The organism is Bradyrhizobium sp. SZCCHNR1098 (assembly GCF_032489375.1).
Lineage (GTDB): Bacteria > Pseudomonadota > Alphaproteobacteria > Rhizobiales > Xanthobacteraceae > Bradyrhizobium.
Map to the genome: position 1 here is coordinate 123034 of NZ_JAUEXY010000004.1, position 25668 is coordinate 148701.

Annotated in this window: 22 protein-coding genes; 17 read left to right on the top strand and 5 right to left on the bottom strand. The window is 67.5% G+C overall.

Annotated elements, in window-relative coordinates; all coding sequences use genetic code 11:
* The first annotated feature begins 23 nt into the window (after positions 1-23).
* The 3 genes from QX135_RS10995 to QX135_RS11005 all read left to right on the top strand — a co-directional run bounded on the left by QX135_RS10995 (position 24) and on the right by QX135_RS11005 (position 4012).
* Positions 24-995, top strand: a complete 972-nt coding sequence (locus tag QX135_RS10995) for a peptidyl-alpha-hydroxyglycine alpha-amidating lyase family protein (protein ID WP_316179551.1) — start codon at positions 24-26, stop codon at positions 993-995.
* Between the two features lie 222 nt (positions 996-1217).
* On the top strand, positions 1218-1775 hold the full coding sequence (locus QX135_RS11000; RefSeq protein ID WP_009025578.1) for an HNH endonuclease: 558 nt from the start codon (positions 1218-1220) through the stop codon (positions 1773-1775).
* Between the two features lie 275 nt (positions 1776-2050).
* Positions 2051-4012, top strand: coding sequence for a putative bifunctional diguanylate cyclase/phosphodiesterase (locus tag QX135_RS11005; RefSeq protein ID WP_316163730.1), 1962 nt, complete (start codon positions 2051-2053; stop codon positions 4010-4012).
* Between the two features lie 20 nt (positions 4013-4032).
* Here the strand turns inward: QX135_RS11005 and QX135_RS11010 are convergent, their stop codons facing one another.
* Positions 4033-5322, bottom strand: coding sequence for an MgtC/SapB family protein (locus tag QX135_RS11010; protein ID WP_316179549.1), 1290 nt, complete (start codon positions 5320-5322; stop codon positions 4033-4035).
* Between the two features lie 89 nt (positions 5323-5411).
* Entirely contained in the window at positions 5412-6623 is a 1212-nt protein-coding gene (locus QX135_RS11015) for an APC family permease (protein WP_316234080.1), read from the bottom strand.
* An 865-nt stretch (positions 6624-7488) separates the two neighbouring features.
* On the opposite strand from QX135_RS11015, the gene QX135_RS11020 reads away from it, so the two are divergent.
* The 5 genes from QX135_RS11020 (at position 7489) to QX135_RS11040 (ending at position 12739) form a co-directional block, all read left to right on the top strand.
* Positions 7489-8472 (top strand): phosphotransferase enzyme family protein, encoded by a 984-nt coding sequence (locus tag QX135_RS11020; RefSeq protein ID WP_316234081.1) that lies wholly within the window; start codon positions 7489-7491, stop codon positions 8470-8472.
* Positions 8473-8647: 175 nt separating this feature from the next.
* A complete protein-coding gene (locus QX135_RS11025; protein WP_315783027.1) occupies positions 8648-9100 on the top strand; it encodes a hypothetical protein in 453 nt (150 codons plus the stop codon).
* Between the two features lie 446 nt (positions 9101-9546).
* Complete coding sequence (locus QX135_RS11030) at positions 9547-10686, top strand: RNA ligase RtcB family protein (RefSeq protein ID WP_316179542.1); 1140 nt, start codon at positions 9547-9549, stop codon at positions 10684-10686.
* Positions 10683-11306: a peptide chain release factor H gene (prfH, locus tag QX135_RS11035; RefSeq protein ID WP_316179540.1), complete on the top strand. Its 624-nt coding sequence runs from the start codon at positions 10683-10685 to the stop codon at positions 11304-11306. Before QX135_RS11030 ends, prfH begins: the two co-directional genes overlap by 4 nt.
* Positions 11307-11479: 173 nt before the next feature.
* Positions 11480-12739 (top strand): Hsp70 family protein, encoded by a 1260-nt coding sequence (locus tag QX135_RS11040; protein WP_316179538.1) that lies wholly within the window; start codon positions 11480-11482, stop codon positions 12737-12739.
* 19 nt (positions 12740-12758) lie between these two features.
* Here the strand turns inward: QX135_RS11040 and QX135_RS11045 are convergent, their stop codons facing one another.
* Together QX135_RS11045 and QX135_RS11050 are read right to left on the bottom strand one after the other, a co-directional pair.
* Entirely contained in the window at positions 12759-14225 is a 1467-nt protein-coding gene (locus QX135_RS11045) for a hypothetical protein (RefSeq protein ID WP_316179536.1), read from the bottom strand.
* Positions 14226-14573: 348 nt separating this feature from the next.
* The gene (locus QX135_RS11050; RefSeq protein ID WP_316179534.1) at positions 14574-16085 is read right to left on the bottom strand and encodes a hypothetical protein; all 1512 of its coding nucleotides are present in this window, start codon (positions 16083-16085) and stop codon (positions 14574-14576) included.
* A gap of 324 nt (positions 16086-16409) precedes the next feature.
* Here QX135_RS11050 and QX135_RS11055 point away from each other — a divergent pair, with 324 nt between their 5' ends.
* Positions 16410-16982 carry a GNAT family N-acetyltransferase gene (locus tag QX135_RS11055; RefSeq protein ID WP_315736185.1) on the top strand — a complete coding sequence of 191 codons (573 nt, stop codon included), beginning with the start codon at positions 16410-16412 and terminating at the stop codon, positions 16980-16982.
* Positions 16983-16993: 11 nt separating this feature from the next.
* On the opposite strand, the gene QX135_RS11060 is transcribed toward QX135_RS11055, so the two are convergent.
* Positions 16994-18043, bottom strand: a complete 1050-nt coding sequence (locus tag QX135_RS11060) for an alpha/beta hydrolase (RefSeq protein ID WP_316179532.1) — start codon at positions 18041-18043, stop codon at positions 16994-16996.
* A gap of 155 nt (positions 18044-18198) precedes the next feature.
* Here QX135_RS11060 and QX135_RS11065 point away from each other — a divergent pair, with 155 nt between their 5' ends.
* The 8 genes from QX135_RS11065 (at position 18199) to QX135_RS11100 (ending at position 25524) form a co-directional block, all read left to right on the top strand.
* Entirely contained in the window at positions 18199-19749 is a 1551-nt protein-coding gene (locus QX135_RS11065) for a winged helix-turn-helix domain-containing protein (RefSeq protein ID WP_316179689.1), read from the top strand.
* Between the two features lie 160 nt (positions 19750-19909).
* The gene (locus QX135_RS11070) at positions 19910-20080 is read left to right on the top strand and encodes a Flp family type IVb pilin (protein WP_315736183.1); all 171 of its coding nucleotides are present in this window, start codon (positions 19910-19912) and stop codon (positions 20078-20080) included.
* Positions 20081-20210: 130 nt separating this feature from the next.
* Positions 20211-20594, top strand: coding sequence for a hypothetical protein (locus QX135_RS11075; protein WP_315812412.1), 384 nt, complete (start codon positions 20211-20213; stop codon positions 20592-20594).
* Positions 20595-20663: 69 nt separating this feature from the next.
* Positions 20664-22181 carry an AMP-binding protein gene (locus tag QX135_RS11080; protein ID WP_316179530.1) on the top strand — a complete coding sequence of 506 codons (1518 nt, stop codon included), beginning with the start codon at positions 20664-20666 and terminating at the stop codon, positions 22179-22181.
* A 68-nt stretch (positions 22182-22249) separates the two neighbouring features.
* A complete protein-coding gene (locus QX135_RS11085) occupies positions 22250-23695 on the top strand; it encodes an FAD-binding oxidoreductase (protein WP_316179528.1) in 1446 nt (481 codons plus the stop codon).
* Positions 23692-24135, top strand: a complete 444-nt coding sequence (locus QX135_RS11090) for a DUF4383 domain-containing protein (RefSeq protein WP_316179527.1) — start codon at positions 23692-23694, stop codon at positions 24133-24135. The genes QX135_RS11085 and QX135_RS11090 overlap by 4 nt, the downstream gene beginning before the upstream one ends.
* On the top strand, positions 24132-25235 hold the full coding sequence (locus QX135_RS11095; protein ID WP_315812408.1) for a hypothetical protein: 1104 nt from the start codon (positions 24132-24134) through the stop codon (positions 25233-25235). Before QX135_RS11090 ends, QX135_RS11095 begins: the two co-directional genes overlap by 4 nt.
* Entirely contained in the window at positions 25219-25524 is a 306-nt protein-coding gene (locus QX135_RS11100; RefSeq protein ID WP_315777811.1) for a hypothetical protein, read from the top strand. Before QX135_RS11095 ends, QX135_RS11100 begins: the two co-directional genes overlap by 17 nt.
* Positions 25525-25668 lie beyond the last annotated feature (144 nt).

Consider the following 25668-nt stretch of genomic DNA (forward strand, 5'->3'; position numbering starts at 1 on the left):
CACGGAGGCAGGGAGGCGAGGCGATGTCCATTCTCGGAACGGGCAATTTCACCTATCGCGTCGTCAAGGACTGGGCCAGGCTGCCCGAGGGCTGGGCGCTGACCGACGTCGCCTCGGTTGCCGTGGACAGCAAGGACCGCGTCTACGCCTTCAACCGCGGCGCCCATCCGATGATCGTGTTCGACCGCGACGGCAATTTCATCAGGAGCTGGGGCGAGGGCCTGTTCAGCCGCGCCCACGGCCTGTCGATCGACAGCGACGACAATCTGTACTGCACCGACGATGGCGACCACACGGTGCGCAAGTGCACCCCTGACGGCAGGTTGCTGCTGACCATCGGCCTGCCGGAGCACCCGACCCCGTTCATGAGCGGCGAGCCGTTCAACCGCTGCACCCACACGGCGCTGTCGCCCTCGGGCGAGATCTACGTCTCCGATGGCTATGGCAATGCGCGGGTCCACAAATACACGCCCGACGGCAGATTGATCCGCAGCTGGGGCGAGCCAGGCTCGGATCCCGGCCAGTTCAACATCGTTCACAACATCGCGACCGATGCCGACGGCTTCGTCTACGTCGCCGATCGCGAGAACCACCGCATCCAGATCTTCGACGGCGACGGCCGCTACGAGGCGCAGTGGAACAATCTGCACCGGCCCTGCGCGCTGTGCGCCTGCGGCGCGGGGCGCAAGACCTTCATCGTTGGCGAGCTCGGCCCCGGCATGCCGGTCAACCTCAACGTCCCCAATCTCGGACCGCGGCTGACCATCACCGACGCCACCGGCCGGCGCATGGCCCGGCTCGGCGGCGAACACGGTCCGGGGCTGGAAACCGGCCGTTTCCTGGCGCCGCACGGGCTCGCGATCGACAGTCGCGGCGACATCTATGTCGGCGAGGTCGGCGTCACCAATTGGAGCACGAGCTTCCCGGACCGGCCGATGCCGGACGAGGTCAGGATCTCGCGCTGCCTGCAGAAGCTGGAGCGGGTCCCGGGCTGACCTTGGTCGTCCTGCTGGTCGTCGTCGCGCCGGAAGATATGCAACTGATTTGCAGTGCGGCGATCGGGCGCTCTGCCACGGTTCTGACGCGCTTTGGACGAAAGCTCGAAAGGCGGGAGAAGCCGTGTCAAGCCATTCTTGGGGCTTCACAATCCCGTCACGCTGCATGTAGTATGTGAGGGCATGCTGCTTCGCAGCCGTTATGGAGGCCAGGAGCGTTACTTGAACGCACATGTCTCGCAAGGCGGTTGGCCGGTGTTGGTGCTGAACGCGGACTTCCGGCCGCTGAGTTATTACCCACTGTCTCTCTGGTCGTGGCAAGACGCGATCAAGGCGGTGTTCCTCGATCGCGTCAACATTGTCGAGTACTACGACAGAGCGATCCGAAGTCCCTCCTTCGAGATCCAGCTGCCCAGCGTGGTTTCGCTGAAATCCTTCGTGAAGCCGACGACGCATCCGGCCTTCACCCGCTTCAACGTCTTCCTCCGCGACCGCTTCGCCTGCCAGTACTGCCACTCCGGCGACGACCTGACCTTCGACCACGTCATTCCCCGCAGCAAGGGTGGCCAGACCACCTGGGAAAACGTCGTCGCCGCCTGCTCGCCCTGCAATCTGAAGAAGGGCAATCTGACCCCGCAGCAGGCCAAGATGTTCCCCAAGCAGGCGCCCTACGCGCCGACCGTCCACCAGCTCCATCGCAACGGCCGGCTGTTTCCGCCGAACTACCTGCACGACAGCTGGCTTGACTATCTCTATTGGGACACCGAGCTCGATCCGTAGCGGATCGGCGCTTTGTCGTCGTCGTTGGACCTCTGTGAAATGGCGGAAGCGCGCTCGCACGGCCGTGCCGGCTGGGGGTGATCGATGTCCGACGTCGACGACCACCGGCTCGATCGGCCAGACGGCTCGCTGAATGGCTCGGCCGTCCGGCGGTATAATGGGCTGGATTAACCCCACCTTAGGCCCCTGTTCAGCATGCTCCTGCGTCGCCGCGTTGGGCGCCGCCATGGCTGCCCGCTTCCGTCACCGATTCAGCAGGGCCGTCCGTTCCGCGCATGCAGACCGCAATCACCGAGTGCAAAGCGGCGGCGCTCGCGAAAGCCCAGGCAGCGAGCTCGCTGCAGAACATTTCCCTGACGCTGTTCGCCAATGTGGCGATCGCAACGTCGCTGGCGCTGTTGCTGTATCTCAGAGAGGGGGGCACGCTCATCTTCTGGTGGCTGGCAGCCGCCATCACCTTCGCGGCGCTCCGCGCTGGATGGGTGTCGTACCTGAAGTCTTCCGGACGGATCGAGCGCGATCCACGGCGCGTGCTGCGCAATCTCACCATCATGGCTTTCGCCAGCGGAGTGCTGTGGGCGATCGTCCCGCTCGCGCTGCCGGCCTTCTCCCGCGCGCACAACGTCAACGACGTCGTCTTCATCATGGCCGGCACCACCACCGGCGCCATCATCCAGAGTCTTGCTTATTCGCCGATGGCGATCGCCTTCGGCGCGCCGCTGATGGGCTCGACCGTGTTGCGGATGCTGATCTCGGGCAGCGACGTCGACTACATCGTTGCGGTCGACGTCGCATTCCTGACCTTCATGCTGTTCCGCGCATCGCGGCTCGGCGAGCGCAACTTCATTGCGAGCCAGAATACTGCCATCGAGGCGACGGTGCTGGCGGAATCCGTCGCCGAGGCCAACCACGCCCTGGAGCGCCTGGTTCGCACGGACTCGCTCACCGGGCTCGCCAATCGCAGTCACTTCCGCACCGTGGCCGCCGCGGCCTGCCGTTCCGGACGTGGGGTCGCATTCCTCCTGATCGACGTCGACAACTTCAAGACCATCAACGATACGCGCGGCCACGACGCCGGCGACCGGGTCATCCAGGCCGTGGCCACCCTGCTGCAGTCCGCCTGCCACGCCGACGATCTGCCGGTCCGCCTGGGCGGCGACGAGTTCGTGGTCGTCATGCAGGGTGACGATGTCGCAAGCCGATCCGTCGCACTCGCCGAATGGCTGATGGCCGCCCTCACGCAGCCGCTCGCGATCGCGGGCCAGGTGCTGCCCGTCAGCTGCTCGATCGGCATCGCGGCGCATGCAGAAGGCTCGATCGATCTGGAAGAGCTCTCCGCCCGCGCCGACGTCGCGCTGTATCGCGCCAAGGACGACGGCCGCGGCTGCATGCGCGTGTTCGACGCCAAGATGCAGTCCGAGCTGACGCTGCAGCGCCGGCTCGATGCGGAGCTCCCCGCCGCGCTGGCCCGCCGCGAGCTGCACGTCGAATTCCAGCCCCAGGTCGCGATGGCCACGCAGGAGGTCATCGGCTTCGAGGCGCTGCTGCGCTGGAAGCACCCGAGCGCCGGACTGATCCCGCCGCCGGACATCGTGTCCGCAGCGATCCGATTGCGCCTGTCCGGCCAGCTCACGGAGTTCGTGGGCGAGCGCGTCTGCGCGTTCCTGCGCGCGCTCGACCGCAAGAAGGCGCATGGCATCCGGGTATCGATCAACGTCTCGCCGCGGGAATTCCCGCTTCACTCGCCGGCGCAGACCCTCAAGACCGTCTCCGAGCGCTACGGCGTCGATCCCCACCGGATCGAGATCGAGGTGACCGAAGAGGCGATGTTCGACCCCAAGCGCTGCGCCGACGAATTGAAGCTGATCGACCAATACGGCTTTGGTCTTGCGATCGACGATTTCGGCGTCGGCCATTCCTCGATTGCCAACCTGATGGCGGTCGAGATCGACACCATCAAGGTCGACCGCTCCTTCATCCACGGCATCGCCAGCAATCGACGGGATCAGCAGCTCGTCGCCGCCATCACCGCGGTGGCGCTGCCGCTCGGCCACCGCATGATCGCCGAGGGCGTCGAGAGCGAGGCGGATGCCGAGTGCCTTCGCATGCTCGGCTGCTCCTATGGACAGGGCTGGCTGTATGGCAAGCCGATGAAGGAGGACGACGCCATCGCGTGGCTCGTCCAGCATCGCAGCGGTGCTGCTGCCGCGGTCGAGCGCTTGCCGCGCAGCGCGTAGGTGCGGCGCGGACGTCGCGCTCACGGATGGACCAGCACATCGGCAAGACCATGGGCAAGGCTCGGTCCGAAGGCGCCGGCCCACGCGGCGGCGATGACGAGGACGAGTCCGGGGACGAGACGCAGGGCGAAGGACGACCCGCCGCTGGTCCACGCCACCACGATCTTGCTGATCGTGTTCGTCGACAGCGCCGCGAGCACCGGAGCCACGGCATCGGCCGCGCCGATCTTGCCCGATGCGGTAAGCGCAGCCGCGGCCACCGCCGGCGCATGGGTATCGACGAGACCGGCGACGGCGGCGCTCGCCACCAGGCCGGCTTCGCCGAACGCCTCGCGCAACGCGGCCGACAGCACCAGCACCGCAGAGATCGTCAGCGCCAGCAACAGCGCGCCCGGCAGGCTGAAGGCGTGTCCGGGCGGCAGGTCGGCGGAACCGCTCTGCCGCAACCCGACGATCGTGAAGATCGCGCCGTAGATCGCCGCCGCCGCGCCGGCGCATAGCAGCGGAACCAGCAGCGCCTGCAGCGCCGGCAGGCTGGTGACGGCCAGCACCGCGGCGAGCTGGGCGATGGTCGCGACGGTCGACAATGTCGCGCCCGCAGCCGCGGCACCGCCGAGCTCCGGCGCCTTGCGCGCCCGCGCGCCCATCGCGCCGATCGTGGCCGTGCTGGAGACGAAGCCCGAGGCGAAGCCGGATACGGCGAGCCCGCCGCGTGCGCCGAGCAGACGCATCGAGACATGTCCGGCGGCACCGATCGCCATCATCAGGACGACGAGCGTCCAGATGCCGCGCAGATTGAGCGCGCCGTACGGACCGATCGGCTGATCGGGAAGCAGGGGCAGCACGACCAGCGTGGCCGCGGCAAAGATCAGGCCGTCCTTGAGCTCGCTCTCGCTGAGCACCGAACGGACGAAGTCGTGCAGCACCGGCCGGGCCGCCAGCAGCACCGCCAGCACGACGGCGACGCCCGCCGCCAGAGCCGGTTGCTCGGTGGCGAGACCGCCGAGCAGGACGGTCAGGATCAGCGCCGCCTCCGACGTCAGTCCCGGATCGTCGCTGTGCGAACGCCAATAGGCGATCGCGGTGAGGACCATGATTCCAGCGGTGACGACGGCCAGCAGCACCTTGCCGCCGATCAGCATGCCGATCGCGCCGGCAAGCGACGCCACGGCAAAGGTCCGCAAGCCGGCGGGCGAGCGTCCGGGCCCCTCGCCCTTGCGGCGTTCGCGCTCGAGGCCGATCAGCAGTCCGATGCCGAGCGCAACGACGATCGCGATGATCTCGGGACTGAGGCTCATGACATCCGGCATCGACACGGTCCTGCATCACACCGCCAGGCCAGCGCCGGGGACCATCGGGAAACATGATACATCGGGCTGACAGTTCCTTCCCGGCCGGCTTAAGGCGCGACGAACGCGCTGACGATCATCAGCATACACGTGATGAGACCGAGCGCAGGGACACATAGCGGCACCCGCACATGGGCGGCATCCGATCCGATGCGCCGGATGCGAATACGCAGCAGGCACAGGTTGACGATGGCAAAGATCGTCAGCGTCGCGAGCGAGGTGCCTTCCGCCAGCCGCTCCAGCGGGAAGGCCAGCGCGAGAACCGCGACCGCCAGCATGACGAGCCCGGTTGCGATCAGCGGCGTTCCGGTGCGGGGATCGACGCGGCCGGCGATGCGCGGCAGGTCGCCCTGCCCCGCCATGCCGTAGACGACGCGGGCCGTCATCGTCATCTGGGCGAGAATGGTGTTGAGCGTGGACACGATCGCGATCGCATTGAAGGTGACCGGACTGATGCCCGCTACGGCATTGAACACCACGCTGAGCGGCGCGGAAGAGGCCGACAGCGTGCCCGGCGGCACGGCGGTCACCGCAATCGCTGCAATCAGCACATACAGCACGGAGGTGATCAGCAGCGTGAGCGCCATCGCCCACGGAATGCTTCGCTGCGGGCTCTTGGCCTCTTCCACGACGTTGGCGAGGTCCTCGAAGCCAACGAAGGCGAAGAACGCGAGCAGGCCGGCGAACGTGATGCCTGAGAGAACGCCGAGATCGAGCGGCGGCGGCGTCAGCAAGGCAGGGCCGAACGCGACGCCGGAGTGAACGGCCGAGACGACGATCCACACCAGTCCGCCGGTCTCGATCAAGGTCAGCAGTCCGGCGAGCATCACCGATTCGAGAATGCCCCAGGACGCGACCATGCCGAGCGCGACCACGATTGCCATCGCGATCAACGGCGTCGGCAGATCGATCAGTTGCCGGATGTAGCCGGCGCCGCCGAGCGTCACCGCGGCCGCCGCAATGATGCCGGTGGCGAGCCGCAGCGAGCCGACCGCCGTCGACAACAGCCGCGACTTGAATGCCGCGCGGGCATAGGCGGCTTCGCCGGCGCTCACGGGATAGCGGGTCGCAAGCTCGGCATAGGAGGCGGCCGTAAACGCCATCACGAACGCCGCCAGCGCAAAGGCCCAGGAGGAATGGACTCCCGCATGACCGGCGACCGCGCCGATCAGGACGTAGATGCCGGCTCCGACGGTTACGCCCGTGCCATAGAGGACCAGCAGCGGCAGTCCGAGCCGCCGCCGCAAGCCAGATGGAGGCACGATTGGATCTTGCGGCACCACGACGTCCATTCTTGATCCCAACGAACAACAGAGTTGTAGGGGCTTAAGGGAGCAAGCGCGAGCGCTCTTGATCCCGGTCAACCGGGACACGCGCGAGACTCTCTGGGCTGCGGCATTCGGCCGCCCGTCAGGACAAGGCGCGTCGCTGACGCACCGGCGCCAAATAGCGTTCGTGCACATGCGTCTGCCAAGACACGCGTCCGCGCTCCCGCGGCGCAATCCGCCCGAGCCGTGCTGATCGAACTCCCCTCCGCAAGCGAGAGGGGGCAGGGAAGACCGAGCCTCGGCTGAGGCCCGTGGCCCCCGTGCGACAAGAATGCACGGGGCAGGAACCACAGGATCAGCCGGATCGACCCGGCCTTCCCTGCGCGATGGTTTTCACGGCTGCTCCGCGCTCTCCCCGGGGACCGGCTTGTTTGCCCCCGTCGCTCGCAACCACGCACGAACGTGATCGCAAGCTTGGCGCCAGCTTCGGGGCGCCAGGACCACACGGCTTGACCGTCCGCCACGACATCAGTCGTCTTGCGCGCGAACGCGCCCGACCTCGCGACGGCCACCACTCCCCGCCCCCGCGTATCGTGACGACGCGTACGCCCCTCTCTGCATGAGGCGGGATGCGCGGGAGATAAGCATTATTTCCGGAAAAACGAAACAAGAATATTTTTCGCAGGCGGGCTGGACATCAGCGGCAGATTGCGCTCGCCACCTCGATCGATTTGCCCGACGGGCAGCCCGGCACAACCTGCCTACGCCAATGCGATGGATTGCTCGTGCCCGTCCCGCCTTTCACCGCGGACGGCAGCAGCTTAGGATGCCATCGTCTCCACAATCCGGAACACGCGACGTGCCCGACTTCGAGCCGATCTACACCACGACCGGCGCCGAGAGCGTGGGCCGCTTCGTGGCAACACACTACGCGCTATCAGAGCCGCTCGCGTGCCGCCTGATGAACCGCGGCTTCAACGACGTCTATCTGATTACATCCGCAACGGGCGCACGCTACGTCTTCCGTCTGTCGCATCACCGCGCCCGCGGCCCGGCCGATGTCCGCACCGAGACCGACTTCCTCGCACATCTCGCGCGCTGCGGCGTGCCGGTGGCCGCGGCGGTTCCGGCGCGCGACGGCGCGCTGTTCGTACGCGGCGAGGCGGCGGAAGGCCGCCGCGAAGGCGTGCTGTTTCACGCCATCGAGGGACGGACCCCGGAGGTCGCATCGCAGAGCGACGCGCGCGCCAACGGCGTGACGCTTGCCCGAGTGCACGCGGCGGCGATGTCCTATCGGCCCGAAGCGCCGCTCTATCTTCTGGACCTCGACCACCTGCTGCACCGGCCGCTCGCGCGCGTTCAACAGCTCTGCAGTCTGATCGATGCCGATGATGGCGGCTTTCTCCAGGACATCGCGGAGCGAACCGCCGCACGGATCGAGGCGATGGAGGGCCTGACATGGACGCATTGTCACGGCGACTGCCACGGCCTCAATGCGCGCATCGGCGCCGGCGGCGAGGCCGTGTTCTTCGACTTCGACGACGGCGGTCCCGGTTATCTGGCCTATGACATGGCCGCGTTCCTGTGGGCCAAGCTGTCGTTCGGCCGGCGCTTTCATGCGGCGTGGCACGCCTTCGTCGACGGCTACCGCTCGGTCCGCCCGATCTCGGCCGCTGATTTCGAGGCCGCGCATGCCTTCGTGATCGTCAGGCACTTCTGGCTGATGGGCGAGGAGGCCAGCCGTTCGCGCGAATGGGGTAGCGAGAATGTCCGCTGGGTCACGCAGCAGCGGGAATTTCTCGAAGGCTGGGAGGCGCAGCAGCTTGGGACGCGCTTGCTATGAGCTTGGGCGGATCGGAGGGATTGAACCGGAGAGCTCCGGCGGCCGACGCATGATCCGGCGTTCAGGCTTGCAGGGTTCGGTCCTTTCCGCGGTGACGATGACGAGATTAACGTTTCGCAATCCTTCCGCCGCCACCGAAGCAGACGCAGCACGCCCGCATCGGAGATTTTGAGCCATGACAGACACGATCGTTCAGTCGCGCCGGCTGGGCATCATCGGTTGCGTGATCGGGCTTGTTGCTCTGGTCGCGGCGGTTCTGCCGCATTGGATGCTGCCGGTGATCGATCCGCCGCCGCCAATCGACAAGGTCATCGTCGATGTCGGATATCGCGTGAAGGAGCGCCTGATGGCGCGCATCAAGGGCGCCGACTACCAGGCGCCGGTGCGCGAGACGTCCTGGACCGACCTCCTGCACCAGCAACTGCCGGTGGCCGCGGTCTCGCTCGGGTTGCTTGCGATCATTCTCGGCGTCGTGGGTCAGTTGCGTCGCGAGGAGCGGCACGTCGCGGCGATGGCGACGACCCTGGGCGGCTGCGCGATCGCCGTGCAGCTTTCCTTCTTGCTGATGGGCGCGCTGATCGTGGTGGCCATCATCTATTTCCTCGGCGATTTCCTCGCGCTGTTCTGATCGCGAGGATGCACGTGCCTGGATCTGCCGGCTGCGGGCAGATGCGCCGTTGTCCATCTTCGATGCCACCCATTCTGTGCGAGCGCAGCGAAGAATCCAGTGTGGTGCGTGGGGCCCTGGATTGCTTCGTCGCTGCGCTCCTCGCAATGACGGAGAGAAAGCGAGCTGCTCGAAAACGACGGGGCATCCGTGTCCTGTACGTCACAGCGGGACATCGGTTGAATGATGCACATTGCCAATATGATCGGGATGTGATTACTACGCGCTCCGGCGTCGAGCATTCCGCTCCGCCGCATAGGAGACAGACGATGACTGCGATCATCCGTTGCTCCGCCAGGAGCCGCCAGGACTGATCCTCGCGTGAGGCGAGACTTGGTCTGGCATGCGTGCGTCCGCGCGCTGATCGTCCCTGACCAGTTCTCCCTATCTTTCTCCAGGGTATTTACATGGGCAATTCCCATCGCGTGGACGGCCGTGCGCCGGTCCACGGCTTCTACTCGTCCAGCTCCTGGATCGAGGGCGCCGCTGCACGCCAGCTCGAAACGGTGGCTGACATCTGTGGCGTGCGTGCTGTCGCCGGCATGCCGGATCTGCATCCCGGCAAGTTCGGTCCCGTCGGCTGCGCCATTCTCGCCGACCACATCCATCCGGCCTTCGTCGGCTCCGATGCGGGCTGCGGCATGGCGCTGTTCGCGCTCGACCTCGCTTCGCGCCGGATCCGCGTCGACAAGGCGGCCGACCGGCTGCGCGACGTCGCCACACCCTATGACGGCGACATCGTGAGCGAGCTCGCAGCTCATCAGCTTGCGCCGTCCGACTTCGATGCATCGCTCGGCACGATCGGTGGCGGCAATCACTTCTGTGAGCTGCAGGCGGTCGAGGAGGTGTTCGATCCGTCCTGCGGTATCGATCGCGACCGCGCTCATCTGCTGGTGCATTCGGGCTCGCGCGGCGTTGGCCACGCGCTGCTCGAACGGCACGTTGCGGAGGGTCTCAAGCCGCTCGCGCCGGACAGTGAGGCTGGCCACGCCTATCTGGCAGCGCATGACCACGCGCTGCGCTGGGCGTCGCTGAACCGGCAGGTGATTGCGCAGCGGGCCGCGACGGCCCTGCGCTGCGAGGCCGATCCGGTCTGCGCGTGCTCGCACAATTGCATCGAGCATCGTGCAGACGGCGTGTTGCACCGAAAGGGGGCGGCGCCGTCCGACCAGGGGCTCGTCGTCGTGCCGGGCTCGCGCGGCGCGCTGTCCTATCTGGTCGCGCCGCTCGCGTCAGCGCCAAAGGAGGCGTTGTGGTCGATCGCGCATGGTGCCGGTCGCAAGTTCGACCGGAGCTCGATGATCGGCCGTGTCGGCGCCACGCGATCGGATCGCGAGCGTCTCGCGCGCAATCCGTTCGGCGGCCGCGTGATCTGCGAGGACCGCGCGCTGCTCGCCGAGGAGGCGCCGGAGGCCTACAAGCCGATCGCCGGCGTGATCGCCGATCTCGAAGCATTCGGGCTGGCGCGCGTCGTCGCCAGCTTCCGCCCGCTGGTGACGGTGAAGAAGATCGCCGTCCAGCGGCCGCGCAGGGAGGACCGGCGATGAGACGGCTGCTCCTCACGGCGGGCCGCGGTCCGGCCGAATGCCGGATCGCGGTCGCGCATGCGCTGCAGCGGCTCGCCGACGAGGCCGAGGCGGCGGACTGCGAATGCGCGATCGCGCGAGAGCAGACCGACCGGCATGGGCCGGCCAGCGCGATCGTCGTGCTGGACGGGCCGACAGCGGCCGACCTCGCGCGGCGCTGGACGCAGGGCTCGCTGCTCTGGGTGTGCCGCAGTCCGCTGCGGCCGCATCACGGCCGCAAGAACTGGTTCGTCGGCATCGTCGATCTGCCCCTGTCGGAGCAGGTGGCGGCGTTGGCGGCCACCGACGTCCGGTTCGAGAGCTTTCGCGCCGGCGGGCCCGGCGGTCAGCACCAGAACAAGACCGAGAGCGCGGTGCGCGCAGTTCACGTGCCGACGGGGCTGGTCGCGATCGCGCGCGACGGCCGCTCCCAGCATCGCAACAAGGCGCTGGCGCTCGCGCGTCTCGCCGCATTGCTGGACGGCCGCGCCCGCCTGGCCGACGCCGGCGAGGAGCGCCTCATCCACGCGGCGCATGACCGCGTTGAACGCGGCGCAGCCGGGCTGCGCTTCGAGGGACCGGCGTTCAGGCCGGCGGGATGATCACCGGACAGCGGGGGCGTCAGCGCCCCCGGCTGCACCTTCGACAGGCAGGACGCACAGTCATCTCTCCGCCAGACGACTGCCATGCGCACCGCTCCGCACATTGGCGGATGACATCGCGCCGCCGAACGGCTAAGCGGTCCGCCCCCCCCCCGGACGGAAACGAGACGAGCATGGCGGCAGCGGCCCATTGTGGCATCGACTTCGGCACTTCGAACACCACGGTCGGCCTCAGCAATTCCGCCTCCGCAGAGCTCATCCCCCTGGAGGGCGAGCAGCGGACCTTGCCGAGTGCGATGTTCTTCGATTTCGAGGATCACGGTACCCAGTTCGGGCGCAGCGCGATCGAGCGCTATCTGACCGGCCACGACGGCCGCTTCATGCGCGCGCTGAAGAGCATCCTCGGCACCGCGCTGATTCACGAGAAGACCTATATCCGGCAGAAGGCGGTGCCGTTTGCCGGCATCCTCGGCTTCTTCTTCGCGCATCTGAAGACGCAGATCGAGACGCGGCTCGGCAGGGAGATCAGTCAGGTCGTGCTCGGGCGTCCCGTTCGCTTCGTCGACAAGGACGACGCGGCCGACGCGGAGGCGCAGAGCGCGCTGGAGGGCATCGCGCGCGACCAGGGTTTCAAGCACATCGCGTTCCAATACGAGCCGATCGCCGCCGCGCTCGACTACGAGCAGCAGGTCGCCCGCGAGGAGCTGGTGCTGATCGTCGACATCGGCGGCGGCACCTCGGACTTCTCGATCGTGCGCGTCTCGCCCGAGCGGCGCAGCAAGGCGCAGCGCGAGGACGACATCCTCGCCAATGGCGGCATCCACATCGGCGGCACCGATTTCGACCGGCTTCTCAGCCTGAAAAGCGTGATGCCGCATCTCGGCTATGGCAGCCGGACCGTCGACGGCAAGCGCGAGCTGCCGACGGCCTATTATCACGAGCTCGCCACCTGGCACCGCATCAACCAGCTCTACAAGAGGGGCGTCATCGGCGAGCTACGCCAGATCCGCTACGAGGCCGAGCGGCGCGATCTGGTCGACCGCTTCATCAAGGTGGTGGAGGAGCATCGCGGCCATACGCTCGCCATCGGCGTCGAGCAGGCCAAGATCGCGCTGACCGCGGCGAAGTCGCTGACCTCGGTGCTGTCGGAGAAGGACGACTGGGCCCGCATCCGCTTCACGCGCAAGGATTTCGACCGCGCCATCGCCGATTCCGTCGAACGCGTCGTCGGCACCGTGACGAAGCTGCTCGACGATGCCGGCGTCGGGGCCGCCTCCATCAACACCATCTTCCTCACCGGCGGCTCAAGCATGGTGCCGGCGCTGCGTCAGGCAATCCTGGCGCTGTTTCCGGCGGCGCGCATCGCCGAGACCGACCTGCTCGGCAGCGTCGGCATCGGGCTCGCGCTCGACGCGCGGCGCAAGTTCGGCTGACGCCAAATTCAGGAATGCCTCATTCGGGGGCGACCGTCGCGGCCGCCCGCGCCGGCTTCTTCAGCGCGCTCTGACGCTGGGCGCGCGTCGCCGGGCGCGGCGTCGCCGATGTTGGGACGACGGCACGGACAGCGGCGGGTTTCGCGCGAACCGGACGGGCATCGGCAGCTCCGGTCCGCCCGGGATCGCCGACGCGGACGATGCCCCAGGGGCCCGAATCCGCCTGAGGCGGCGGCGAAAAACCTACAACGGTGCGACTCGTACGCCGTGTCCGAGACGGTTCGGCCCGGACCGGCGGTGCCGGGACCTCGCCGACTTCGGGAGCAGCGACTGCGAGGGGCACGGCGTCAGTCCGAACGACCTCGGCCTTCGCGACGGCGACGGGCGCCAAATCGAGGTCCGCGGCTGGCCCGACCGGCGCCAGAGAGTCTGCGTCCGGCGGAGCCGCGTCGACGATCTGCCCTTCAGGCAGGACCGCAGCAGCGGGCGTGACGGCCGGGGCCGGCTCGTACAGGATAACGCCCGTCGTCTCGTCGGCCAGTCCGTGAAAAACATGGCTCGGCAACAGAAACCCCGCCGCCGTCAAGGCGACGGCCATGCTTCGGCCGAGCACGACCTTAGCGGATGGGGGGACAGACATCGCGCAACCCGTCCGCCAAACCACGTCGACGCCGGCCGCTGCAATGAAGGCTGCAAGACCGAGACTGCCGCCGACCAGAGGCAGGACCGTCGAAGCCTGGACCAGAACCACCGTGAGGGCCAGCGCGGCCACGACCGGTTGCAGTCGCCCAGACAGCCGCTGCGGCGAAGACATCCCGAGAAAACATCCTGCATAATAGGCATCCACGAGACAGCGTTCGTTGGGCCACACCGCCTGCATGGTCGCCATTCCGGCAAACGCCAGGGTGGCCGAGACGAAGGTGCGGGCTGCCCGCCCCGCGTCGGCAACGTGCGGAAGCCGTTGCATGACCATGGTCAGGAACGTCCCGGCGAGACAGGCGGCAAGTATCGCGAGCGAGCCACCGAGCTCCTGATCGAATTGATTCAGATGCCCCAGACGGAGCGATCCGCCTTGTCCGGCGAGCCACGGCCCAAGCGTGACGAACAGCAGCGATCCGATCGCAGCCAACAGGCCGAGCCGACCACCATAGCCCTGCAACAGCACGACGCGCCGCCGGGTTTCGATCGCAGTGAAGATGCAGAACAGCAGGCCACAGGATATCGACAGCAGATAAAGCGATGCCTCCTGTGGCAATCCCGTACGAGCGACGCTTTCGCCGAGCTGTCCGATCGGCGTCATGCCGCTGAAGCTGCCGCCGTAGACCGAGGACGAAAACGTGGTCGCGGCGAGGTTGTCCGGAGACGCGACGACCAGGCCTGCGCACAGCACGACCGTCACCGCCGCCGAGGCGAGCGCGGGCGACAGGCCCAGCGCGCTCAGATGCAGCGTGGCGAGACAGCCGAGAAAGGCGCCGGCGAAGGCCACGACAAGCGCAACAGGGAGATCAGAACGCCGCCGCTGAGGGCGCGGCTGGAACAGGACCGGCAGGCCCGTCCGGTATGGCGCGCAATCAAACGCCTGCTGCATCTACGAACCACCCCCAAATGTGGATCGGCTCGGCCCTCACCTCCTCCCGACGCCGAACGACAGCCGCGATGCGGGCGAAAGATCCCACGTCGTTTGCGTCCTGACGTACGAGCAGAAGACAAGAGCCGGACGGGGCCTGCATCATCCGCTAAGCACCGCTGTGTGCACGATGCAGTGAAAACATGGCAAAACGCGTGCGGAGGTATGGCCGAGTCGGGTTATGGCCGCAAAAATGCTCGCGGCCCGTCAGGGCCCCGCCAACGTCGACGGGTCCGGCCGCCACTCCGGCGCGGGCTGCACCTCATGGCGGGCCACGATGCGCGGTCGCGCCGTCGCGTGCGGCACCACCCGCGTCTGGTGGCGCTTCGGCGGCGCAGCTAGGACGCCCACGGCCTGACCGTCGCGAGCGATCCGCCGGGACGGGCCTGCGGAGGCCGGCGACGCGGACTGCTGGGACGGCTCACTCGGGCGCCGCGCGGCGAGCGGATTGGCGCCCTGCGGATCCAGGATCTGAAGCGGCAGATCCGGCGCTGTGGCAGCGGCCGAGGCCGGCTCGCCGGGCACCATGCCGTCGCGCCGATCCTCGTCACGTGAGGGCATCGTGGTCCGCGCCGGCGCAGCGGCCCCGTCCGCGTTCACGAACGGACCGTTGGGCTCCGCCACCGGCCGCTGAAACATCAGCTCGCTGGAGAGCAGCACCGCGAAGATAGCGAGTGTGGCGACGAGCCCCCGCGTCCAGGCGAGGGCGGTCTGCCACGGCGATTCCCCTGCCTCGACGAACAGCCGGACCGCAGCATCCACGAAGATGACCGAGACGAAGGCGATGTATCCGAGGCTGCCGCCGACGCTCGGCAGGATGGGACCGGTGAGGATCAGCAGAGCCGTCAGCAGCACCGCCGCGGCCATCGCCTGCAGCAGGCTGCGCAGCCGCCGCGACGACGACATGCCGACGAAGCAACCGGCAGAATAGGCGTCGAGATCGGGGGCGTCGCTGGGCAGGAGCTGCAGCACCACGAGGCCGGCAAAGGCCACGGTCGCCGCAACGAAGATGCGCACCGCGCGGCGCGACCCTGCCACGGGCGCCCAGCGCAAGGCGGCCATCGTCGCCAGCATGCCGACCGAGCACAACGCGAAGGTGAGCGCGATGCCGCCGAGCCCCTGCTCCAGGGCGCCGCGGCGCGCGATCGGAAACAGCTCGCCCTCGGCGCCGAGCAGCGGCGCCAGACCGACGAACAGGAACGAAGCGACCGCCGCCAGCGCGCCCAGTCGTCCGCCATAACCGCGCGCGAGCCCGCCGCGCAGCCACATGTCGAGCGCGCAGCCCAGACAGAACATCAGTCCACAGAACAGCGAGAGCAGAACGAAGGCAGCGTCGAGCGGCAGGCCGGCGCGAATGACGCTGGCGTTCAACAGCGCCACGGGAGTCATGCCGACGAAGCTGCCGCCATAGGCCGACGAGAAGAACGTGCTCGGCACCAGATCCGCGGTCCGTGTCAGGATCAGCGAGGCGCACAGCAGCAAAGCCGCCGCCGCCGAGGCAATCAGCGGCGACAGCCCGGCTGCACTCAGATGCAGGCTCATCAGGCAGCCGAGGAACGCGGCGATGAACGACGCCAGCGGCGGGCAGCCGAGCTGGAACAGCTGCGAGCCGTAGAACGGCACGGCCCGGCCGAGCTGCCGATCGCGCCATGTGCGCGGATCGAAGCTCTGCTCCGCCCGCAGACGACGTAACTGACGATCCGCCGCTTTGCGCTTCATGTCCACGACACCCCGAATCGCGCCAGCCCAAGATCTGCGTGATGATCTCGCGGCAAGCGAATGGTTGACGTTCGGGCGCAACCCTGAGCCCGAGCCGGCGCAGTTTCCTGCGACGGTTGTACGCGCGCTGCATTCGCGCAGGTTGCGTGTGCTCGATTCATGCACTGCAATGCAACGTTGTGGAAGTATCGGGCTCCAGTCCGGGCGTGAAAGTTCCTGGCAACCTTAATGGCGGAGCGCGATGCGAATTATCAATGACATGCGAGTTAGACGGCGTAGCAACCCCGGCTTGCAAACGAGCTTGGTAAACGACAGCATGGCGTCATGCTCACGCCCACGTTGCATACCGCCCGTCTGATCCTGCGGCCGCTGGCCCTCGCCGATGCGCCGGCGATCCAGCGTCAGTTCGACAACTGGAACGTGATCCGCAACCTCGCGGCCGTCGTGCCGTGGCCCTATCCTCCCGACGGCGCCGAGACCTTCGTCAGGCTGCAGCTCGACAGGATCGCAGCCGGCGAGGAGCTTTATCAATGGGTGCTGGTGCTGCGCGACAGTGACGGCGAGGCCATCGGCAACATTCACTTCCGGCCGCGCATGAAGTCGGTGAAGGGCCATCGCGGCTTCTGGCTCGCCGAGCCCTATTGGAATCGGGGACTGATGAGCGAGGCGATCGCCGCCGTGAACGACTTCGCCTTCGGTCCGCTCGGCCTCGATCAGTTCACCGTCTGCAACGTCGCGACCAATGTCGCGTCACGGCGAGTCAAGCAGAAGACGGGCGCCGAGTTCGTCGGCTTCATCGAGGTCGCGCACCACAATGGCGAGACCCGCTCCGAGCAATGGATCGTGCGGCGGGAGACGTGGCTGCAACGTCAAGGGAAGCAACGCGCTCCCGCCTGAGATCGTCGGCGCTACGCGCTCGCCGTCACGTCGAGCACCGCCTGCGCAAACGCTTGCGGCGCCTCCTGCGGCAAGTTGTGGCCGATGCCGCCGGTGATCAGCCGGTGCTCGTAGCGGCCGGTGAACTTCCTGGCATAGGCTTCGGGCGCTGGATGCGGCGCGCCGTTGGCATCGCCCTCCATCGTGATGGTGGGCACGGTGATGTCAGGAAAGGTCGCGAGCTTCGCCTCCAGCGCATCATATTTCGCCTCGCCCTGCGCGAGGCCGAGCCGCCAGCGATAGTTGTGCACGACGATGTCGACGTGATCGGGATTGTCGAAGGCGGCGGCGCTGCGCGCGAAGGTGGCGTCGTCGAACGCCCATTTCGGCGAGGCCGTCTGCCAGATCAGCCTGGCGAAGTCGCGCCGGTTCTTGTCGTAGCCCTCGCGGCCGCGCTCGGTCGCGAAGTAGAACTGGTACCACCATTGCAGCTCGGCGGCCGGCGGCAACGGCATGCGGCCGGCCTGCTGGCTGCCGATCAGATAGCCGCTGACCGAGACCATCGCCCTGCACCGCTCCGGCCACAGCGCCGCGATGATGTTGGCGGTGCGCGCGCCCCAGTCATAGCCGGCGAGGGTCGCGGTCCTGATCGCGAGCGCGTCCATCAGCGCGACGATGTCGGCGGCGACGGCGACCGGCTGCCCGCTGCGCAACGCGGCCGGCGACAGCAGCCGCGTCGTGCCGTACCCGCGCAGATGCGGAATGATGACGCGATGGCCGGACGCGGCCAGCGCCGGCGCGACGTCGGCGAAGCTGTGGATGTCGTACGGCCAGCCGTGCAGCAGGATGACGACGGGACCGTCGGCCGGACCTGTCTCGGCATAGCCGATGCTGATCTCGCCGACCGTGACCTGCTTGATTGGTCCGAGCGACGTCCCCGCCCCCGGCCGGATCGCCGGCAACTTCGACGCCGACTTGAAGCTCTGCGCCTGCCCAGCGCTGGAGCCGAGTTGAAAGGCCGCAACGGCGGTTCCGGCAAGGGTGAGGAAACGGCGGCGGTCGGGGTAAAGAACGGTCGGCATGGCGGAGGCTCCTGGTTCCGATGTGCGGTCCTTGTGCGCCATGCATCCGCGCGGCGCTTGGAGGAGGCATTGATTTTTCCTTGAGGCCGGCTTGATTTTGCGGATCGCGTGACGCGAGGGTGAAACCGGCTGCCGCGGCGGCCAGGGCGGTGCATGTGGTGTATTGCTTCGACGATTTCGTGCTCGATCCCGGCCGCCGCGAGCTGCGCCGCGGCGACGACCTGGTTGCGATGGAACCGCAGGTGTTCGACCTGCTCGCGTTCCTGATCAGGACGCGCGACCGCGTCGTCAGCCGCGACGACATCCTCGCCGAGGTGTGGGGCGGCCGCATCGTCTCCGAGGCGACGCTGGCGAGCCGCATCAGCGCCGCGCGGAGCGCGATCGGCGACAGCGGCGAGGCGCAGCGCCTGATCCGCACCATTCCGCGCAAGGGCGTCCGCTTCGTCGGGGAAGTCCATGAGCAGGCGGACGCAGTGCAGACGCCGGCGGCAGTTTCGGCCGCACCCGCCTTCGACGGACCCGCCATCGCGGTGCTGCCGTTCACCAACATGAGCGGCGATCCGGAGCAGGACTATTTCGCCGACGGGATGGCCGAGGACATCATCACCGCGCTGTCCCGCTGCAGCGGCCTCGCCGTGATCGCCCGCAACTCCTCCTTCATCTACAAGGGCAAGGCCGTCGATATCCGTGCGGTCGGACGCGAGCTCGGCGTCGGCTACGTTCTCGAAGGCAGCGTGCGCCGCGCAGGGTCCCGCCTGCGCATCAACGGACAGCTGATCGATGCGGCATCCGGCGCACATCTGTGGGCGGAGCGCTTCGACGGCCAGCTGGACGATGTGTTCGCGCTGCAGGACCGCATCACCGAAAGCATCGTGGCGGCGATCGAGCCGACGCTCGAGCTGGCGGAAGGCGAGCGGCGCCGCGCCACGCCGCCGCTGCATCCGGACGCCTACGATCTGCTGCTGCGCGCCGCCAGCCTGCGTGACGCCTTCACGCCCGACAGCCTCGCGGCGGCGATCGCGTGTCTGGACCAGGCGCTGGCGATCGATCCCGCCTGCGCGCCCGCGATGGCGGCTTGGGCCTATTGTCAGGCGCTGCGCCACTTCCAGGGCTGGAGCGCGCCGGACGAGACCTATCGCACGGCCGCCGTCGCGCGGGCGTGGCAGGCGTGCGAGCGTGCGCCCAGCGACGCGCAGGTGCTGTGGATGGCGGCCTTCGCGATCTGGAACATGGCCGACGACATCGCCCCGGCACGCGAGCTGTTCAGGCGCTCGCTCGCCATCAACCCCAACTCCGCCATGGCGCTGACCTTGAGCGGGTGGATCGAGATCATGGCCGGACAGCCGGCGACGGGCCGCGCGATGATCGAACGGGCGCGGCGGCTGAACCCGCGCGATCCGCGGGGCTGGTTCGCAGCCGGAGCGCTGGCGATCTGCGCGGTGGCGGAGGACGATCTCGCAGGTGCCATTCGATGGGCCGAGATCGCGCTGGCGCAGAACCGCCGTTTCGCTGTGGCGCTCCGCGTCCTGATCGTGGCCCTGGTCGGGACCGGTGAGATGTCGCGCGCCGGCGAGGTCGCGCGTCAACTTCTGAGCCTCGAACCGGATCTCACCGTGTCCGGGTTCCTCGAACGGATCCCGTTTCCGGCCGGAATGCTCGCCACAACCTATGCGGAGGCGCTGCGCGCAGCCGGGGTGCCGCCGTGATCCCGTTCGCGTGCAGCGGACCCTGCTGCAACTGAAGTTTTCGACATGAACGGCAAAGTTGCGAAACTTGGCTGGACCTCGTTCACACTACCTTAGGTTCCATTCCGTAGTTTCGCGGAGATCGTCCGGCGGCCATTTGCCGGACGGCGGAGGGGAATTAATGCGGAAATTGCTTCTCAAATTTTACGAAGATGAATCGGGCGCAACCGCGATCGAGTACGGCCTGATTGCGGCCGGCATCGCGCTCGCGATCATCACCATTCTCAACAAGCTCGGACTGACCCTGGAAGGCATCTTCACGACCCTGACCACGAAGCTGAACGGCGGCTGATCGATCGATTGTCTGCAATGGCGTTCTCAGGATCGGAGCAATCCGGTCGCCATGGTCGGACTGGCCGGGCCTCGCGCCCGGCCTTTGTCTTTTGATATAGTTCCATTCTTCGATGGAGCGCGCAGCATAAGTGCGTCGTGCTGCGTCCAGCCTGCTCGCAGGCATTCGTGCAGCGCCGGCAGGACTCGGCGCCGATCCGGCAATGGGCATGGATCCCGGCGTGCTGCTCGCATTCCTCGGCACAGAGCCGGCATCAACGTATCCGGACGCGCTGACGCCTAACTCTGTTCCCGCCTGCATCATCGATTGGGCGATCAAGTTCAATCGCGCGGCGCGACCTCAATCATCTCACGATCCGCGTGACGGAATTATCACCTCGCCGTGCGTCACGGCTTCCGGCATCTCATTCGCCCGCGCCTACGAGCGCCATTTTGCAGAACTGCCATCCGAAACCTTGCGGCGTGCGCGTATGGACGCACCCGTTGGGTTGAGGCACAACAGCTCTCGTCACTGACGTCGGCGGCCCGAGCCGCGGACCAAGAACGACGTGCGCAGGCAAAGCGCCGACGATGTGGAGGAATGGATGCTGATTCCGATGGCCGACGTACCGCGCTGGTATGCGGAGCGCAAACCCAGGGACAGCGTCGCGCTCCGGCACGGGACCGATACGCTGACCTGGGAGCAGCTCGAGCGCCGCGCCAATGCGCGTGCGCGCGCCTTCGCGGCCAAGGGCGTCAAGCCAGGCGACTTCGTCGCGATCGGCTTGCCCAACGGCAATGCGCTGTTCGAGACCAGCTTTGCGGTGTGGAAGTGCGGCGCGACGCCGACGTCGCTGTCGTGGCGTCTGCCGCGCGGCGAGGCCGCCGCGGTGCTCGAGATCCTCAAGCCGTCGCTGGTGGTCGGTGGTGAGGCCGACTGGAACGCGCCGAACGCGCTGCCGGCCGATTTCACGCCCGAAGGATTTTCGGACGCGCCGCTCACCGCGCCGGTGTCACGCTATTGGAAGGCGATGACCTCGGGCGGCTCGACTGGGCGGCCGAAGGTGATCCTCGACCACCAGCCCGCGGTGACCGACACCGCCGCCGAGCCGCCGCTCGGAATTCCGAAGGGCGCATCGCTGCTCAATCCCGGCCCGCTCTATCACAACGCGCCCTTCATCGTGTCGCATTACGCGCTGTTCGCCGGCGGCAGCCTGACCGGGATGGTGAAGTTCGACGCCGAGGAGACGCTGCGGCTGATCCAGGCGCAGCGCATCCAGTGGGTCAACTTCGTGCCGACGATGATGCACCGGATCTGGGCGCTGCCGGAGGCGGTCCGCAACAGCTACGACGTATCGAGCCTGAAGATGGTGTTCCACATGGCCGCGCCGATGCCGCCATGGCTCAAGGAAAGATGGATCGAGTGGCTCGGGCCCGAGCGCGTCCATGAGCTCTATGGCGGCACCGAGCGCCAGGGCCGCACCATCATCTCCGGCACCGAATGGCTGCAGCACAAGGGCTCGGTCGGCAGGATCGACGAGTCCTGCAAACTGCGCATCCTCGATCCCCAAGGCAACGACGTTGCGCCGGGCGAGAGCGGCGAGATCTACTTCCTGCCCGCTGATGGCGCCGGCAGCACCTATCATTATCTCGGCGCCGAGCCGAAACGGCGCGCCGACGGCTGGGAGTCGCTCGGCGACATCGGCCGGCTGGATGCCGACGGCTACCTCTATCTCGGCGACCGCCTCGCCGACATGATCCTGCGCGGCGGCGCCAACATCTATCCGGCCGAGGTCGAGGCGGCGCTGATGGCGCATCCCGACATCCGCTCCTGCGTGGTCGTCGGCCTGCCCGATCCGGAGCTCGGCCAGCGCGTGCATGCGATCGTGGAGATCGACCGTGCCAAGGACGCGCAAGCCATTGTCGACGGCATGGGTGCATTCCTCGCCGACCGGCTCAGCCGCTACAAGCACCCGGAAAGCTACGAGCTGGTCGACGTGATGCTGCGCGACGACTCCGGCAAGGTCCGGCGCACCCTGCTGCGCGACGAGCGCGCAGCATGGATGAAGGATGGCCGCGACTTCCGTCTCGTGCCCGCGCGGGCGCGACCGGCAGCCGACTGACGGCCCGGAAATTTTTCGAACGTTTACGATGCTGGCGTAGACTCCGTGAGGGAAGGAGACTCTGCGCCATGATGTCGAGACGACGGTTTCTGCGCACCGCGGGTACGGCCGCGGCGCTGCCCTTTGCGCGGATGCCGCGGGCGCGTGCCGAGCTGCGCACCATCCTCAACGATGCCAGCCGGCTCAACCCGACGCCGGTCGCACGGCACGTGGTGATCAGCAAGCCCACGACCGACGATCTGATCGCGCGGCTGCGCGCCGAGCTGAAGGAGGCTGCGGCCGCGAAACGCCCGGTGACCGCGGCCGTGGCCCGGCATTCGATGGGCGGCCAGAGCCTGCCGCGCGACGGCACCGCGATCACACTCGACGGCGGCGCGATCGAGCTCGACACGGCGGCGAAGACCTATCGGACCGCGGCCGGCAACCGCTGGTGGGACGTGATCGCCGCGCTCGATCCCAAGGGCTTCTCGCCGGCCGTGATGCAGTCCAACAGCGATTTCGGCGTCGGCAGCACGTTCTGCGTCAATGCCCATGGCTGGCCGGTGCCGTACGGCCCGTTCGGCTCGACGGTGAAGTCGATCCGCATGCTGCTTGCCGACGGCACCTTGGTGCAGTGCTCGCGTAACGAGAATGCCGAGCTGTTCGGCCTTGCGATGGGCGGCTACGGCCTGTTCGGCATCATCGTCGATCTCGAGGTCGAGATGGTGCCGAACCTGCTGCTCGAGCCGCGCTTCGAGCGCATGGCGCCGGAGACGTTCGCGGCGAAGTTCACGCAGAGCATCGACGGCGACGCCAATGTGAAGATGGCCTATGGCCGGATGTCGGTGTCGCGCAAGGCGTTCTTCGACGACGCCCTGCTCGTCACCTTCCGACCCGCCCCCGATGCCCCCGCGACCCTGCCCGCGGCAGTGAGCTCCGGCAAGCTCACCGGCGTCGCCAACACGATCTATCGCGCCCAGACCGGCTGGGAGGTCGCCAAGGGCCTGCGCTGGTTCATGGAGACGCGGCTCGGCCCCGCCATCTCCGACAGCCGCTACACCCGCAACTCGTTGATGGCCGAGCCGGTCGCCAATCTGGCGCAGAAGGACATGCACCGCACCGACATCCTGCATGAATATTTCGTGGCGCCGGAGCGGTTCGGCGACTTCCTCGCCGCCTGCCGCGAGATCATTCCCAAGGCGCGCGCCGAATTTCTCAACGTCACCCTGCGCTACGTCGCCGAGGACAGGACACCCGCGCTCACGATCGCGCCGGTGCGCCGCATCGCGGCCGTGATGTCGTTCTCACAGGCCACCTCGCCCGAAGGCGAGATCGACATGCTGCGGACGACGGAGGCGCTGATCGACCGCATCACCGCGATTGGCGGCGCGTTCTATCTGCCCTATCGTCTGCACGCCCGCCGCGACCAGGTCGAGAAGGCCTATCCGGCGGCCGCGCACTTCGTCGCCGCCAAGCGGCAGTATGATCCGAACCTCCTGTTCCGCAACGCGATGTGGGACGCCTACTTCGCATGAATACATCAGCAGCAGACGGCTTCGCATTGGACCGCTACCGCATCGCCGCGCTGGCGCTCGCCATGGCGCTCCTGTTCGCCGCCGCGACCGACTACATCCCGGCCTTCATCGATGCGCAGGGCCGCGTGTTCGGCCTGTTCCAGCTCGACATCTACAAGGATGCGCTGCATGTCGTCTCCGGCCTGTGGGCGCTGGCCGCGATGCTGACCCGCCGCAGCGCGGTGTTCTTCCTGCGCGTGTTCGGCACGCTGTACTTCCTCGACGGCGTGATGGGCGTGTTCACCGGCTCGGGCTATCTCGACCTCTCGATCGTGATCGACGGCATCCGCAACACCTCGTGGCTCGTAAAGGTTCTCTCCAGCCTGCCGCATCTCGCACTCGGCGCGATCGGCATCGCTGTCGGCTGGTCGCCGTGGCGCACGCAGGCCGCCGTCGCATGAGCCTGCGTCGCAAAGCGCTATATCTCGCCGGCGCCCTCGTCGCGGCCGCCGCGATCGGCATCGCCGCCACCGTGATCAGCGTCGAGACGGTCTGCGTCGCCGACGTACCGACACCCGCCGTGACCTCGGAGTTCGGCATCACCGATCCCGCTTATGCGCGATCGCAGGGTGACAGCTTCCTGACCTTTCCGGAATGGTACATCGTCCACGCCTATGCCGACCTCGCTGCGGTGACCGGGCAGGCATCGGAATCGGACTTCCACTATTTGTCGAGCATCTCCGGCTTCTGGCGCAGCCTGTGCCGCGCCACGCGGCAGGCCGCGGGCTCCGGACCCGCCACCTCGGACCAGAAGCTGACGAACTACATCATCGGCTTCAGCTTCACCGCCGAGATGGCGCTGCAGGGCGCTTACGAGAAGAGCATCGGAGCGATCAGCTGGGAGACCACGAACGGCGTCAAGACGGCAGAGGACGCCTTCAACCTTGTCCTGTTGAAGGACTACGCGGCGTTCCTGTACCAGACCCCCTGGTATCGGTATCCCTTCGCCGCCAAGCTCGGTGAGTTTTGGCGCGAGACGCCCTTCGTGCCGTCGTTCCGCGCGATGGAGCGGCGCGTTTCGCTCAGCCTGCAATATGCAGGGCGCGCCACCTATGCGGCCGTCATCGGCTATGCGGCGGGCTACGATCCGGCCGTGCTGACCATCCAGAGCGTCGTCACCGGCCTGCCCGCCGCCGAGCTTGCAGTCGTTCCGGGCGTGAAGGTGATCCGCGAGGTCACGGACTCTAAAGGTATGAAGGGCGTGCTGGTCGAGACCGAGCGCTACGCCAAATTCGATTCTTTCGCCAAGGAGCTCGGCCGTCATGGCGGTGCTTCGCTCGGCGAAATCGCAGGCAACCACCGCATCCTGGTCACGATCATGGTCCCGCCCGGCGACGGACGGCTGGCAGCTTTCGACGGGCTGCCTATATTCAGCGTGCCGATCCAGTCCCGTCCCGGTGCCCGTCGCATCGGTGTCGACGTGCCGGTCCGGTCACTGGTTCAGGACATCACCCGTTTCGAAGCCGCGGGATATACGTTCGAGCATGCCTACGACTACTGACCAGCATCCCCGATCCCGCGCCGTTCCAGTGAAGGGCGTGCTGGCAGTTGCCTTCGCCTGGTTTGCGGGCATGGCTGCCATGGCGCTGGTGATCAAGCCGGATGCGGTGGTCGTGTTCGGTCCGCCAGACCGTGTGATCCCCGCGATCGTTACCGCCGATGGAGCCTTGCTCGACGCCGGGCGTTTCCACCTCGCGGCCAGAACGGGAGCCGCCACGGTCGGCAGCCTCTACGCCGCCGGCGCGTGGCTGGTCTGGCCCCTGATCGGCAGGGGCTGCGGCCGCGGGTAGTCGGTGAAGCGCAGTTCCTCCTCGCGCGAACGCGGAGCCCTCGGAACTGGCGCCGACGCCCAAAGATGTTAAGCTCGCGTTCACGCTGTGGCCGTCACGCGACACGAAGCAGAAGCTTGGTCGATGCACCCGGGGGTATCGACA

Bases quoted from the DNA above. Each gene is read 5' to 3' on its own strand.
- QX135_RS10995 (WP_316179551.1), top strand. From the start codon at position 24: ATGTCCATTCTCGGAACGGGCAATTTCACCTATCGCGTCGTCAAGGAC.
- QX135_RS11005 (WP_316163730.1), top strand. From the start codon at position 2,051: ATGCAGACCGCAATCACCGAGTGCAAAGCGGCGGCGCTCGCGAAAGCC.
- QX135_RS11010 (WP_316179549.1), bottom strand. From the start codon at position 5,322: ATGCCGGATGTCATGAGCCTCAGTCCCGAGATCATCGCGATCGTCGTT.
- QX135_RS11025 (WP_315783027.1), top strand. From the start codon at position 8,648: ATGACAGACACGATCGTTCAGTCGCGCCGGCTGGGCATCATCGGTTGC.
- QX135_RS11030 (WP_316179542.1), top strand. From the start codon at position 9,547: ATGGGCAATTCCCATCGCGTGGACGGCCGTGCGCCGGTCCACGGCTTC.
- prfH (WP_316179540.1), top strand. From the start codon at position 10,683: ATGAGACGGCTGCTCCTCACGGCGGGCCGCGGTCCGGCCGAATGCCGG.
- QX135_RS11040 (WP_316179538.1), top strand. From the start codon at position 11,480: ATGGCGGCAGCGGCCCATTGTGGCATCGACTTCGGCACTTCGAACACC.
- QX135_RS11050 (WP_316179534.1), bottom strand. From the start codon at position 16,085: ATGAAGCGCAAAGCGGCGGATCGTCAGTTACGTCGTCTGCGGGCGGAG.
- QX135_RS11055 (WP_315736185.1), top strand. From the start codon at position 16,410: ATGCTCACGCCCACGTTGCATACCGCCCGTCTGATCCTGCGGCCGCTG.
- QX135_RS11060 (WP_316179532.1), bottom strand. From the start codon at position 18,043: ATGCCGACCGTTCTTTACCCCGACCGCCGCCGTTTCCTCACCCTTGCC.
- QX135_RS11070 (WP_315736183.1), top strand. From the start codon at position 19,910: ATGCGGAAATTGCTTCTCAAATTTTACGAAGATGAATCGGGCGCAACC.
- QX135_RS11080 (WP_316179530.1), top strand. From the start codon at position 20,664: ATGCTGATTCCGATGGCCGACGTACCGCGCTGGTATGCGGAGCGCAAA.
- QX135_RS11085 (WP_316179528.1), top strand. From the start codon at position 22,250: ATGATGTCGAGACGACGGTTTCTGCGCACCGCGGGTACGGCCGCGGCG.
- QX135_RS11090 (WP_316179527.1), top strand. From the start codon at position 23,692: ATGAATACATCAGCAGCAGACGGCTTCGCATTGGACCGCTACCGCATC.
- QX135_RS11095 (WP_315812408.1), top strand. From the start codon at position 24,132: ATGAGCCTGCGTCGCAAAGCGCTATATCTCGCCGGCGCCCTCGTCGCG.
- QX135_RS11100 (WP_315777811.1), top strand. From the start codon at position 25,219: ATGCCTACGACTACTGACCAGCATCCCCGATCCCGCGCCGTTCCAGTG.